Genomic DNA, 12,563 nt, shown 5'->3' with positions numbered 1-12,563 from the left:
GTCCGGCGCGCGGCGGCCGGGCGCCGCGCCCAGGGGAGGGGCCGGGCACGGGATTCCAGCCGGGCGCCGGACCGGGTTCGGGAGGTCATGCCGTCCAGGATGGCCGAAGAATTATTCGATATGCCATAATTCGATCAGGTGACATTCCTGGACGTTGCCCCATCTGCCGGCCCAAGATCAAGGCATGGACGAAACGCAAACCGAGCGGCAGCGGACCAGTCCCACGGTCCGGCGTCACATGCTTGCCGCCGAGCTGAAAGAACTGCGCCGGGCGGCCGGGCTGACGCACGTCGATGTCGCCGACCGCTTGGGTTGGCCGCAGGCGAAGGTCAGCAAGATCGAAGGGTCGCGGCAGGCGGTCGGAGTCGAGGCGGTAATCGCCCTCGCGGACATCTGTCACGCCGAAGGCCGGCACCGGGAGCACCTGGTCTCACTCGCCCACCAAGCGCGCGGGCGCGGATGGTGGGACTCGTATCGCGACGTGCTACCGCCCGAAGACAGGCTCTACATCGGCTTCGAGGCCGAAGCCGCCGACGTGCGCGTCTTCGGTACCGAGGTGCTGCCGGAGCTGGTGCGTACCCGGGATTACGCAGCCGCCGTGCTTGCGGCTCGCCGATGTGCCGAACCCGCGGCGGACTCCGAGCGCTCGCTCGAGGCGCTGGAGATCCGTCAGCGGAACTTGGACAGCGGCGGCGTGCCGCTCGACCTCGTACTTGCGGAGTCGGCGTTGCGAAGGGTGGTCGGCGGCCCGGACGTGCTTCGCGGCCAGTGGGACCGTCTGCTGGAGATCGCGGCGAGGGCTGAGGTGACGCTTCGGGTGCTGCCGTTCGCCGCCGGTGCCTTGGCGGCCGACGGCCCGTTCACCGTGCTGTCCTTCGGTGCGGACTCACCTCCGGCCGTGGTGTATCGACCAGCCTTGGCCGTCCGGCCGTTGCTGGACTCGCCCACGGACGTGCAGGTCCACCAGGATGCCTTCGACCAGCTTGTCGAGTCGGCCCTCGACCCGGAGGAGTCGGTGCGCTTGCTGGAGAAGGAGGTGGACCGGGCCAAAGCCTGAACGGTGCGAAGCAGGCGTTCGAAGGGCCTCGAGCAGTGCACCTTTGGCGGTTGACCAGCAGTGGTCAACGTGCTCAAAGCCATCCGGGCTGCCGTGTACCCGAAGTTCATCGTGCGTTAGGCTGAAATCCCGTGGGTGAGACGGATTCGGCCGTCCTGCCTGTGCACGTTCACTTCAGCCCGGCGACGGCTTGACCACGGGGAGCCTTCTTGGTGCCGCAAGCACGCACGATCAAGCACGTGTTCGTTACCGGAGGTGTGGCCTCCTCCCTGGGCAAGGGCCTTACCGCTTCCAGTCTGGGCGAACTCCTGACCTCCCGCGGTTTGCGGGTGACGATGCAGAAGCTCGACCCCTACCTCAACGTTGACCCCGGAACGATGAACCCGTTCCAGCACGGCGAGGTCTTCGTGACCGAGGACGGCGCCGAGACCGACCTGGACATCGGGCACTACGAGCGGTTCCTCGACCGGGACCTGACGCGGAACGCGAACGTGACGACCGGTCAGGTCTACTCAGCGGTGATCGCCAAAGAACGCCGCGGTGAGTACCTGGGTGACACCGTGCAGGTCATCCCGCACATCACGGATCACATCAAAACGCGGATCCGGGCGATGGCCGAGCCGGATGAGGACGGGCGCACGCCCGACGTGGTCATCACCGAGGTGGGCGGCACCGTGGGGGACATCGAGTCGCTGCCGTTCCTGGAGGCATGCCGCCAGGTGCGGCACGACGTCGGCCGGGACAACTGCTTCTTCCTGCACGTGTCGCTGGTGCCGTACCTGGCGCCGTCCGGGGAGCTGAAGACGAAGCCGACGCAGCACTCGGTCGCGGCCCTGCGCAACATCGGGATCCAGCCGGATGCGCTGGTCTGCCGGGCCGATCGGGACCTTCCCGATGACCTGAAACGCAAGATCGCGTTGATGTGCGACGTCGACTCGGACGGTGTGGTGGCCTGCCCGGACGCACCGTCGATCTACGACATCCCGCGGGTGCTGCACTCCGAGGGACTGGACGCCTACCTGGTGCGCCGTCTCGGACTGCCGTTCCGGGACGTCGACTGGGCGGTGTGGGGCGACCTGCTGGACCGCGTGCACAAACCCAGCGAGCACGTGCGAATCGCGCTGGTGGGCAAGTACGTCGACCTGCCGGATGCTTACCTTTCGGTGACCGAGGCGTTGCGCGCCGGTGGTTTCGCCCACCGGGCGAAGGTGGAGATCGCGTGGGTGCCTTCGGACACCTGCGAGACCGAGTCCGGTGCCGCGCACGCCCTGGCAGGGATGGACGCCGTGCTCGTCCCGGGTGGCTTCGGGGTCCGCGGTATCGAGGGCAAGGTCGGGGCCATCCGGTACGCCCGCACGCACGGCATTCCGACCCTCGGGTTGTGCCTCGGCCTGCAGTGCATGGTCATCGAGACGGCGCGGGCGCTCGGCGAGCTGCAGCGGGCGAACTCCACCGAGTTCGAGGAACCGTGCCAGCACCCGGTGATCAGCACGATGGCCGATCAGCACGACGTCCTCTCCGGGAACAAGGACATGGGCGGCACGATGCGGCTGGGTGCCTACCCGGCCAAGCTGCAGGCGGGCTCACTGGTGGCGGAGGCTTACGGCACCACCGAGATCGCGGAACGGCACCGGCATCGCTACGAGGTCAACAACGCCTACCGCGACCGATTGAGCAAGGCGGGCGTGGTCTTCTCCGGCACTTCCCCGGACGAACGGCTCGTGGAATTCGTGGAGCTTCCGCGGGAGGAGCACCCGTTCTTCGTCGGCACCCAGGCGCACCCCGAGCTCAAGAGCCGGCCGACCCGCCCGCACCCGTTGTTCGCGGCGTTCGTCCGTGCGGCCGTCGATTACCAGGCGGCGGAACGCCTCCCCGTCGAGCTGGCCGACAGCGTTCAGGCAGGGGCCTGATCCATCCGTAGGCTGGCGGCGTGAGCAGCACGGAGAACGCGGGCGCGAACGAGATCGAGCGGACCGGCGGCACGCATCGCTTCAGCACCGTGGCGACCGAGGACGTGTACGTCGGCAAGATCCTGGCGTTGCGGGCGGACGAGGTGGCCATGCCCGGCGGTGTGCAGGCACGCCGCGAGGTGGTCGAGCACCTGGGCGCGGTGTCGGTGGTCGTGCTCGACGACGCCGACCAGGTCGTGTTGATCCACCAGTACCGCTATCCGGTGGGTCGGCGGTTGTGGGAGTTGCCTGCGGGACTGCTCGATGTCGCCGGTGAAGATCCGTTGCACACCGCGCAGCGGGAATTGGCCGAAGAGGTCGGTCTGGCCGCCGAGTCCTGGTCGGTGCTCGCGGACATCGCCTCGTCGCCGGGCTTCACCGACCAGAGCGAGCGGATCTTCCTCGCTCGGGGGTTGTCCGATGTGCAGCGCCCGGACGCCACCGGTGATGAGGAAGCCGACCTGGTGATTCGCCGCTTCCCGTTCGACGAGGCGGTGCGCATGGTCTTCGCCGGTGAGATCGTCAACGCTCCGGCGGTCACCGGTCTGCTCGCCGCGCACGCGGTGCGGGCGGGCGCGCAGCCAAGGCCGCCCGAAGCGGAGTGGCAGGATCGTCCGCACAGCCTTGCCAAGAGGCTGCACGGGTAACTCGGTTCAAGAGCTCAGGCGGCGTCCCGCTGCGTCGGTGCTGTCTGTGTTGGCCAGCAGCACGATTCCGTCGATGAAGCACCAGATCGCGGCTATCGCACTGGTAAGGCCGAAGGTCAACAGCCCGAAGAAGAACAGCAGGAGTTGCGCGATGGCTGTGCCGGTGTGGCCGGTGTAGAACCGCCCCACGCCGAATGGCAGCACGATCTGCAGCACACCGGCCGTGATCCGGGACTTGCCCGACCGGATGAGCGCGTCGTACCCGGGGTAAGGGGTCGGGCGGTATGGGAGCGGTGGTCCCGGCGCTTGTGCCTGCGGTGGCGCAGGCAGACCCATCGGGCGTGGCCCCGGCAGGTCGGCGAACAGCGCCATCAGATCGTTGCGGGTAACGGCGCGGAGAGCTCGATCGAGCCGTTCCTCGTACTCGACCACGGTCAGCCGACTTTTTGCGAAGTGTTCGCCGAGGGCTTGCGAAGCCTGTGACCGTTCCTCGTCGCCGATCCGCATTTGGCCGGGATCCCGTGGTTGGCTCACCCGGAACACGGTAGACCGATTCATCCGGGCACGGTGTCGATTCCGCGAGACCGTGTCGGTGCTGTCCGGTTCTTCCCTGGTGAGCGACGAGATCGTGAACTCGCTGCGGGAGTTTCACTGGAATGGGGGACAATCAGTGCCCATGCGGATCGTTCCTCGCGCATCACGGTTTCTTAGGCTGCAGCTGGTTCGTTCCAGGCACGGAGGAGGTCGGTGGTGAAAGCCTCCGAAGGACTTCCCGAGGGGCTGCGCGCCGCCTTCGCCGGATATTTGGACCATTTGGCGGTCGAGCGGGGGACCGCGCGCAGCACGCTCGATTCCTACGCGCGCGATTTGCGGCGTTATGGGGCACATCTGGCGGAGTCGGGTGTTCACGAGTTGCGCGAGGTCGGGGCGGGGCACCTGGCCGAATTCACCGCCGAACTCCGTGAAGGTGCTGCGCAGCGGCCTGCGCTCGCGCAATCTTCGGCGGCTCGGGCGCTTGTGGCGGTGCGTGGGCTGCACCGGTTCGCACACGCGGAGGGCTGGGTCGAAGCCGACGTGGCGCGGGAGGTGTCGCCGCCTACGCCTTCACGTCGGTTGCCGAAGGCGTTGCCGGTGGATGAGGTGCTGCGACTGCTCGACAACGCGGCCGGGCAGGACGGGCGCGGACTGCGGGATCGTGCGTTGCTGGAATTGCTGTATTCGTCCGGCGCTCGAATCTCCGAGGCCGTGGGTCTGGACGTCGACGATGTCGACTCCGACGAGCGGACGGTGCTGCTCAACGGCAAGGGCGGCCGGCAGCGGATCGTGCCGGTCGGGCGCCCCGCGCTGGAAGCGGTGCAGGCGTACCTCGTGCGCTCCCGTCCGACGCTGGCCGGGCGCGGGCGGGGGACGTCGGCGGTGTTCCTGAATTCCCGTGGCGGCAGGTTGTCGCGGCAGAGCGCTTGGAACACGTTGAAGACTGCGGCGGAGCGTGCGGGGATCACCCGTGAGGTTTCCCCGCACGTGCTGCGCCATTCGTTCGCGACGCACCTGCTGGAGGGCGGTGCCGACGTGCGCGTCGTGCAGGAGCTGCTCGGGCACGCCTCGGTCACGACGACGCAGGTCTACACGCTGGTCACGGTGAACACGCTGCGTGAGGTGTACGCCACCGCGCATCCCCGCGCGCTCAGCGCTGGGTCTTGACCACGACCGGGTGTGGTGGGCCGCATTTCGCGGGCCCCTCGGCGAGGCGCGTTGCCGCTGGTCGAGAATGCCACTTAGGCTTCGTCCGATCGGTATGATCGTCACCGGCAGACAAGGAGTCCTAGCGCCATGTCGACACCGCAGCCCTCCGCCGAAGGGCGGTCCCGGGGCGCGGTCGACCTGAGCATCGCCCCGGAGAAGCCCGGTGTCGCGGGTGACGCGGCCGAGTTGGACCAGGATGGCAACGTCGGCCCGACCGGCAGGCCGCGCAGGCACATTCCCGAGCCGCCGCTGCTGGATCGGCACGGCCCGGCCTCGGTGCTGGCCATGTGCAACCAGAAGGGCGGCGTCGGCAAGACCACGTCGACGATCAACCTGGGTGCTGCGCTGGCCGAGTACGGCCGGCGGGTGCTGCTGGTGGACTTCGATCCGCAGGGCGCGCTTTCGGTCGGCCTCGGGGTGCAGCCGCACCAACTCGAGCAGACGATCTACAACGTGATCATGGAACGCTCCGTGAAGGTCCAGGACGTGGTGCGCTCGACCACGGTGGAGGGCATGGACCTGCTGCCGAGCAACATCGACCTCTCCGCCGCCGAAGTGCAACTGGTCGCCGAGGTGGGCCGGGAGCAGACGCTGGGCCGGGTGCTGTACCCGGCGATGAAGGAGTACGACTTCATCCTGGTCGACTGCCAGCCGTCGCTGGGCCTGCTCACGGTCAACGCGCTGGCCGCCGCGGACGGCGTGGTCATCCCGCTGGAGTGCGAGTTCTTCAGCCTGCGCGGGGTCGCGCTGCTGATCGACACGATCGAGAAGGTCCAGGAGCGGCTGAACCCGAAGTTGGAGATCAGCGGCATCCTGGCGACCATGTTCGACCCTCGCACGCTGCATTCGCGGGAAGTGATGTCCCGCGTGGTGGAGGCGTTCGGGGACATCGTGTTCGACAGCGTGATCAACCGCACCGTCCGGTTCCCGGAGACGACGGTCGCGGGAGAGCCGATCACCCGCTGGGCGCCGCGTTCGGCGGGGGCGCAGGCTTACCGCTCGCTGGCGCGCGAGGTGATCGCGCGGTGATCCGCCGCGGGGTGGCCGGGTGAAGCGCCGTGCCACGTTGCCCGGCGCCGCGGAGTTGTTCCGCACGACGGGGCGGGCTGCGGAGCAGGAGCGATCCCAGTCCGGCAGTGCTCCCGAAGCCGATCAGGGGCCGGACGGCCGCGGCAGGTCCGACGGCCAGGGCAGGTCGGGCTCGGGCCGGCGCAGGCACGATGCGAAAATCACCGTGTACGTCTCCGACGAGGAGTTGCTGGCGTTGGAACAGACCCGGCTCGCGCTGCGCGCGGAGCACGGTCTCGCGGCCGACCGGGGAAGGGTCGTCCGGGAGGCGGTCGCGGTGCTGCTGGCCGATTTCGAGGCGCAGGGAGCGGATTCGGTGCTGGTGCGTCGGCTGCGGCAGGAGCGCGGCGAGTGACCGGCTCCCCGCATGGGGCCGGGTCCGCCGTTGGCGATCAACACGCAGCAGCCCAGGACGCAGCGACGCTCCAGCGTGCGGCGACGACACCGCAGGACGAAGCAGCGGCGCCGGATGAGTCGCCGGCGCCCACCGACGAATCGACCGACTTGACCGAGCAGATGAACACCGGTGATGCGGCGCCCCCGCAGGACGCCGAGCTGCCTGCTGCCTCCGGTGCGGACCAGTCGGGGCGGTTCACGGTCCGGCTGGAGAACTTCGAGGGCCCGTTCGACCTGCTGCTGCAACTGATCTCGCAGCACCAGATGGACGTCACCGATGTCGCGCTGCACAAGGTCACCGACGAGTTCATCGCCTACACCAAGGCGCTCGGCGAGCAATGGGATCTGGACGAGACCACCGAGTTCCTGGTGGTCGCTGCCACGTTGCTGGATTTGAAAGCGGCGCGGCTGGTGCCCGCCGCGGAAGTCGAGGACGAGGAGGACCTCGCGCTGCTGGAGGCGCGGGACCTGCTGTTCGCGCGGCTGCTGCAGTACCGGGCGTACAAGCAGGTGGCGGCGTTGTTCAGCGAGTTGGAGGCCGGTGCGCTGCGGCGGTATCCGCGTTCGGTCTCGCTGGAACCGCGGTTCGAGGGTTTGCTTCCGGAGGTGATGATCGGTGTCGGGCCGCAGCGGCTGGCCGAGGTCGCCGCTTCGGTGTTCCGGCCGAAACCGCCGCCTGCGGTGTCGCTGGAGCATCTGCACCAGCACCAGGTCTCGGTTCGCGAGCACGCCGCGCTGTTGCGGGTGCGGCTTGCCGAGCAGGGGTCGGCGGACTTCTCGGAGCTGGTGGCCGACTGCGAGCACACGGTGCAGATCGTGGCGCGGTTCTTGGCGTTGCTGGAGCTCTTCCGGGAGCAGGTGATCGCGTTCGAGCAGCAGGACCCGTTGGGGAACCTGCTGGTGAGCTGGGTCGGCGGCAGCGTGCAGGAGGCGCAGGCGGCGGCGGACGCGGCGCGGGCGAGTGTCGAGGAAGAGGAATACGGGTGAGTTCGGTGCACGACGACGTTCCCGGCGATGAGCTGCCCGGTGTTGTTGCGGCGCAGGCGGCCGATGACGCGGAGGACACGGTCGCGGGGGGTCCGCTCGCTGAGGACCTGGCTGCTGAGGACCTGGCCGCCGGGGACTCGGGAACTGCGCAAGGACCGGACAGGGCCGAACCAGGTGATTCGGTGGCGGTTTCGCAGGCTCCTCCGGATCTGACTTCCGACGAGGCGTTGGATTCCGCGTTGGAGGCGCTGCTGCTGGTGGTGGACGTGCCCGCGGGTGAGGAGTTGCTGGCGAGCACGCTGGAGCAGCCGGTGGCGCGGATCCGCACCGCGCTGCAGCGGTTGGCGCAGGGTTATGCCGACGCCGGGAGCGGTTTCGACCTGCGCAGGGTCGGCGACGGCTGGCGGTTCTACACGCGCGAGACCTATGCGCCCTACGTGGAGCGCTACCTCCTCGACGGGCAACGCTCGAAGCTGACCCGGGCGGCGCTGGAGACGCTGGCCGTGGTCGCCTACCGCCAGCCGGTGACCCGCTCCCGGGTGGCGGCGGTACGCGGTGTCAACGTCGATGGCGTCATCCGTACCCTGGTAGGGCGCGGCCTTGTGGAGGAGGCCGGTACCGATTCGGAGACCGGCGGGAACCTGTACTGCACGACGGAGCTGTTCTTGGAGCGGCTCGGCCTGTCGTCGCTGAAGGATCTGCCGCCGTTGGCTCCCCTGCTCCCTGAAGTGGATACGATCGACGATGTCTGAACACCGTGCCCCGACCACGTCCGGTGCGGAGTCGAAGCCGGAAGGTGTCCGGTTGCAGAAGGTGCTGTCCAGGGCCGGGGTCGCCTCCCGCCGGGCGGCGGAGAACATGATCACCGAGGGGCGCATCGAGGTCGACGGCGAGCCCGTGACCGAACTGGGCCGCCGGGTCGATCCGGAGAACTCGGTGATCCACGTGGACGGCACCCGCGTGAACATCAACGAGGACGTGCAGTACCTGCTGCTGAACAAGCCGCGGGGCATCCTTTGCACGATGTCCGACGATCAGGACCGCCCGTGCATCGGCGACTACCTGCGGGAGCGGGACGGCAAGCTGTTCCACGTCGGCAGGCTGGACGTGGACACCGAGGGGTTGCTGCTGATCACCAACGACGGCGAGCTCGCGCACCGGCTCATGCACCCTTCGTACGAGGTGCTCAAGACCTATGTGGCGGATGTGCCGGGGCCGATCCCGAAGGATCTCGGGCGGCGGCTGAAGTCGGGCGTTCAGCTCGATGACGGGCCGGTGAAGGTCGACGGGTTCCGGTTGCTCGACGTCACCGGCCCGCGCGCGCTGGTGCAGATCACGCTGCACGAGGGCCGCAAGCACGTCGTGCGCCGCTTGTTGGAGCAGGTGGGGCACCCGGTGAAGCGGCTGGTGCGGACCGCGATCGGGGAGGTCCGGTTGAACAACGAGCGGCCCGGCGCGATCCGGAAGCTGGACCGCAAGGAGGTCGGTTCGCTCTACCGGGCCGTCGACATGTGATCTTGCCGCGGTCGCCCGTGGGTTCGTGAACCCACGGGCTTTTTGTCGCCCGGATTCATCGACGACCGTAATTTTTTCAGTGTCGAGCGAAATTAACCCCGAAGCGCAACTTTGCAGAAGAAGCTCGGAGGTGTCATGCCTTGACGGTGCGACGTCCCACGAAAAGCCTTGCCACCGGCTCGACGTACCGCGCCGCTACCGGTCCGAGGATCGCCATGAGCAGCACGTACGCGGTGGACAGCGCGGCCAGTTGACCGTTGATGCCCTCGGCGACGGCCAAGCCCGCGATCACGATCGAGAACTCGCCGCGCGCCACCAGCGCGGCCCCGGCCCGGGCGCGGCCCAGCTTCCGGATGCCTTGCGAACGGGCCGCGAACCAACCGGTGGCGACCTTGGTGGCTGCCGTGACCACCGCGAGCAGCAGCGCGTAACCGAGCACCGGCGGGATCTGCGCCGGGTTCGTGTTGAGCCCGAACACCACGAAGAACACCGCGGCGAACAGATCGCGCAGCGGCTCCAGCATCCGTGTCGCGTTCTGCGCGGTAGATCCGGAGATCGCGATGCCCAGCAGGAACGACCCGACGGCGGCGGAGACTTGCAGCTCCGAGGCGATGCCGGCGACCAGCAGTGCCGCGCCCAGCAACCGCAGCAGGAACACTTCCGGATCGGGGCTGTCGACCAGCGCGGAGACGTAGCGGCCGAACTTCAGCGCCACCACCAGCACCACCGAGATCACGATCAGCGAAATGCCGACCGCGGTCAGCCCGCCCAGCAGGCTCACCCCGCCGAGCACCGCGGTGAGGATCGGCAGGTACAGCGCCATCGCGAGGTCCTCGAAGACCAGCATGGACAGCACCACCGGCGTTTCCCGGTTACCGAGCCTGCCGAGGTCGCCGAGGACCTTGGCCACGATCCCGGACGAGGAGATGTAGGTGACGCCTGCCATCGTCAACGCGCCGATCGGGCCCCAGCCCAGCGCCCAGGCCACCAGTGCCCCGGGCGCGGCGTTGAGCACGATGTCGACCAGGCCCGCCATCCAGGATCGTCGCAGGCCGGTGACCAGCTCACTCGCCGAGTACTCCAGACCTAACAGGAGCAGCAGCAGGACGACGCCGATTTCGGACGCGAGGTGGGTGAACGGCTCGATCCCGTGCAGCGGGATGACGCCGCCTTCGCCGAACGCGATACCGCCGATGAGGTACAGCGGGATCGGTGAGATTCCGATTTTCCAGGCGAGGCGGCCGAGTATGCCGAGACCGAAGAACACTGCTCCCAATTCGATGAGGGAGATCGCCGTGTCGTGCACCGTGTTTCCTCTCGCCTGTCCGAGTGCCTGCCTGAGTTGTCCCTCGCGCGGCGCACGGGGCTACCCGCCCGGGGACCGCGTCCCCGGCCGTTGCGGACGACCTCGTTTCCCTCTTTGCAGTTGCGCTGATCCCGCCTGCGGGCTGCGCCGAGCCGCTCCTCGAGCGGGTGCCGGCTAGCCGCGCTCGAGAATGTCGCCTGCGGCGCGCAGACCGTCGGCGGTGCCGACGACGACCACCAGGTCGCCGGAATCGAAGAGGAAGTCCGGGCGTGGCGACGGGTGCACGGTTCCGCCGCGGACGACGGCGACGATCGACGCCGAGGTGCGGGTGCGCATCTCGGTGTCGCCGAGGGGGCGGCCGTCGTAGGGAGAGCCCTCGACGACCGGAAGCTGCCACGTGCTGATCCCGGTGACTTCGCGTTGCTGCTCGGTCAGGTGCGCGACCAGTTGCGGCGCACCCAGCAGGTTCGCCAGCGTGTTGGTCTCCTCCGAGGTCAGCCCGGCCGATGCGGCGACCTTGTCCGGGTCGTCGTGGCCGGAGACGATCAGCTCGTAGCGCCCGTCACGGTAAGTGATCACCCCGATCCGGTGCCCGGAACGGGTGACGAAGTCCTGTTGGGTCCCGAGTCCCGGCAGCGGGGTCACTGTGACGTCCACGAACGAAAGGGTAGTACACCTGTCAGCTCGTTCGGGTGTCCCGGTGCGGCGCACAAGGAACGCACGCGCCGTTGGCGACCGGGTGGTGCCGGGGCGGACGCGATTGGGTTCCGCTGGGGCGGGCCAGGCACAATGAGTGGTTGATCCGGCGTTGGGCCGGTGACGACGAAGGAGGAGACTCGACGTGGCACACGCCGAGCTTCGAGGGGTGGTGGCCCTCGACGGCCCCTCGGGCACCGGGAAATCCACGGTGGCCCGGAAGCTGGCTTCGGCGCTGTCGGCGTCGTACCTCGACACCGGGGCGATGTACCGGGCGGTCACGCTGGCGGTGCTACGGGCCGGAGTGGTGATCGGTGACGCGGAGGCCGTCGCGGGTGTCGCGGCGAGCGCGGTGCCGGTGATGGGGACCGATCCGCTGCGCCCGGGTGTGGCGCTGGATGCCGAGGACGTCGGCGAGGAGATCCGCGGGCCGGAGGTGACCGGCGCGGTTTCCGCGGTTTCGGCGGTCCCGGCCGTGCGCGAGCTGCTGGTGGACGAGCAGCGGCGGCTGATCCGCGAGGCGCTCGCCCGTCCCGGGGGCGTGGTCGTGGAGGGCCGCGACATCGGCACGGTGGTGGCTCCGGACGCCGGGCTGAAGGTGTACCTGACCGCGTCGTCGCAGGCCCGCGCGATGCGCCGCAGCACGCAGGACCGGGAAGCCGGGCGGGAATCCGACGTGGGCCGCGCGCACGAGGACGTCAGCAGGCGGGACGCGCTGGACTCCGGACGTGCGGTTTCGCCGCTGCGGATCGCGCAGGACGCGGTGGAGCTGGACACCACCCAGCTCGATGTGGCCGGTGTGCTGGAGCAGCTGTGGAAGATGGTGGAAAGCCGCGGATTGTTCGCAAGCGCGGAGGGAGCACGTTGAGCGCGATCGACCTGCCCGAGGGGTCCTCGTCGAAGCTGGCCCGGGTCGGTCGGCTCATCGCCACCACCGTGGTGCGCCTGCCTTACCGGGTGCGGGTCCACCACGCGGAGCGCATTCCGCGCACCGGCCCGCTGGTGCTGGTGGCCAACCACAGTTCGCTGGTGGACGGCCCGCTGCTGTACGGAATGTTGCCGCGCAACGCGGCGTTCTTGATCAAGACTGAGTTGTTCCGCGGTGCCTTGGGCTGGTTCCTGCGCCGGATCGGGCAGATCCCGGTGCGCCGCGGCGAGCCGGACCGCACCCCGCTGCTGGCCGCGGTCCGGGTGTTGCG

Annotated in this window: 14 protein-coding genes; 11 read left to right on the top strand and 3 right to left on the bottom strand. The window is 68.9% G+C overall.

Annotated features, from left to right (window positions below; translation table 11 throughout):
* Nucleotides 1-184: 184 nt before the first annotated feature.
* From IJH84_RS09370 to IJH84_RS09360, 3 genes are all read left to right on the top strand, one after another.
* A complete protein-coding gene (locus tag IJH84_RS09370; RefSeq protein ID WP_295142772.1) occupies nt 185-1,057 on the top strand; it encodes a helix-turn-helix transcriptional regulator in 873 nt (290 codons plus the stop codon).
* 209 nt (nt 1,058-1,266) lie between these two features.
* Complete coding sequence (locus tag IJH84_RS09365) at nt 1,267-2,967, top strand: CTP synthase (RefSeq protein ID WP_200073033.1); 1,701 nt, start codon at nt 1,267-1,269, stop codon at nt 2,965-2,967.
* 20 nt (nt 2,968-2,987) lie between these two features.
* Nucleotides 2,988-3,653, top strand: coding sequence for an NUDIX hydrolase (locus IJH84_RS09360; RefSeq protein ID WP_295142768.1), 666 nt, complete (start codon nt 2,988-2,990; stop codon nt 3,651-3,653).
* Between the two features lie 6 nt (nt 3,654-3,659).
* On the opposite strand, the gene IJH84_RS09355 is transcribed toward IJH84_RS09360, so the two are convergent.
* The gene (locus IJH84_RS09355; RefSeq protein WP_200073032.1) at nt 3,660-4,160 is read right to left on the bottom strand and encodes a DUF1707 domain-containing protein; all 501 of its coding nucleotides are present in this window, start codon (nt 4,158-4,160) and stop codon (nt 3,660-3,662) included.
* A gap of 243 nt (nt 4,161-4,403) precedes the next feature.
* Here IJH84_RS09355 and xerD point away from each other — a divergent pair, with 243 nt between their 5' ends.
* The 6 genes from xerD (at nt 4,404) to IJH84_RS09325 (ending at nt 9,362) form a co-directional block, all read left to right on the top strand.
* Nucleotides 4,404-5,354, top strand: coding sequence for a site-specific tyrosine recombinase XerD (xerD, locus tag IJH84_RS09350; RefSeq protein ID WP_295142764.1), 951 nt, complete (start codon nt 4,404-4,406; stop codon nt 5,352-5,354).
* 129 nt (nt 5,355-5,483) lie between these two features.
* A complete protein-coding gene (locus IJH84_RS09345; protein ID WP_200073030.1) occupies nt 5,484-6,425 on the top strand; it encodes a ParA family protein in 942 nt (313 codons plus the stop codon).
* A gap of 19 nt (nt 6,426-6,444) precedes the next feature.
* Complete coding sequence (locus tag IJH84_RS09340; protein ID WP_200073029.1) at nt 6,445-6,819, top strand: hypothetical protein; 375 nt, start codon at nt 6,445-6,447, stop codon at nt 6,817-6,819.
* 149 nt (nt 6,820-6,968) lie between these two features.
* Entirely contained in the window at nt 6,969-7,847 is an 879-nt protein-coding gene (locus IJH84_RS09335; protein ID WP_233628306.1) for a segregation/condensation protein A, read from the top strand.
* Nucleotides 7,848-7,969: 122 nt separating this feature from the next.
* A complete protein-coding gene (gene scpB / locus IJH84_RS09330) occupies nt 7,970-8,599 on the top strand; it encodes an SMC-Scp complex subunit ScpB (RefSeq protein ID WP_295142775.1) in 630 nt (209 codons plus the stop codon).
* Nucleotides 8,592-9,362 carry a pseudouridine synthase gene (locus IJH84_RS09325; RefSeq protein ID WP_200073028.1) on the top strand — a complete coding sequence of 257 codons (771 nt, stop codon included), beginning with the start codon at nt 8,592-8,594 and terminating at the stop codon, nt 9,360-9,362. The genes scpB and IJH84_RS09325 overlap by 8 nt, the downstream gene beginning before the upstream one ends.
* A 133-nt stretch (nt 9,363-9,495) precedes the next feature.
* On the opposite strand, the gene IJH84_RS09320 is transcribed toward IJH84_RS09325, so the two are convergent.
* Both IJH84_RS09320 and IJH84_RS09315 read right to left on the bottom strand, forming a co-directional pair.
* The gene (locus IJH84_RS09320; RefSeq protein ID WP_200073027.1) at nt 9,496-10,668 is read right to left on the bottom strand and encodes a cation:proton antiporter; all 1,173 of its coding nucleotides are present in this window, start codon (nt 10,666-10,668) and stop codon (nt 9,496-9,498) included.
* A 174-nt stretch (nt 10,669-10,842) separates the two neighbouring features.
* Nucleotides 10,843-11,325 (bottom strand): TrkA C-terminal domain-containing protein, encoded by a 483-nt coding sequence (locus IJH84_RS09315; RefSeq protein WP_295142753.1) that lies wholly within the window; start codon nt 11,323-11,325, stop codon nt 10,843-10,845.
* A gap of 184 nt (nt 11,326-11,509) precedes the next feature.
* Between IJH84_RS09315 and cmk the strand changes: the two genes are divergently transcribed.
* Both cmk and IJH84_RS09305 read left to right on the top strand, forming a co-directional pair.
* Nucleotides 11,510-12,232 carry a (d)CMP kinase gene (cmk, locus tag IJH84_RS09310; RefSeq protein ID WP_200073025.1) on the top strand — a complete coding sequence of 241 codons (723 nt, stop codon included), beginning with the start codon at nt 11,510-11,512 and terminating at the stop codon, nt 12,230-12,232.
* Nucleotides 12,229-12,563: 1-acyl-sn-glycerol-3-phosphate acyltransferase (locus tag IJH84_RS09305; protein ID WP_295142748.1), on the top strand; the 335-nt coding region annotated here is incomplete at its 3' end. The genes cmk and IJH84_RS09305, both read left to right, overlap by 4 nt.

Origin of the sequence: Saccharopolyspora sp. (assembly GCF_017434145.1) — a bacterium.
Classification (GTDB): Bacteria; Actinomycetota; Actinomycetes; order Mycobacteriales; family Pseudonocardiaceae; genus Saccharopolyspora_C; species Saccharopolyspora_C galaxeae.
Note: the sequence above shows the minus strand (reverse complement) of the source record. Positions and strands in the feature narration are given on the sequence as shown.

What these genes read in the sequence shown, in the direction of transcription:
- IJH84_RS09370 (WP_295142772.1), top strand. Translation starts at nt 185, where the DNA reads ATGGACGAAACGCAAACCGAGCGGCAGCGGACCAGTCCCACGGTCCGG.
- IJH84_RS09355 (WP_200073032.1), bottom strand. Translation starts at nt 4,160, where the DNA reads ATGCGGATCGGCGACGAGGAACGGTCACAGGCTTCGCAAGCCCTCGGC.
- IJH84_RS09345 (WP_200073030.1), top strand. Translation starts at nt 5,484, where the DNA reads ATGTCGACACCGCAGCCCTCCGCCGAAGGGCGGTCCCGGGGCGCGGTC.
- IJH84_RS09325 (WP_200073028.1), top strand. Translation starts at nt 8,592, where the DNA reads ATGTCTGAACACCGTGCCCCGACCACGTCCGGTGCGGAGTCGAAGCCG.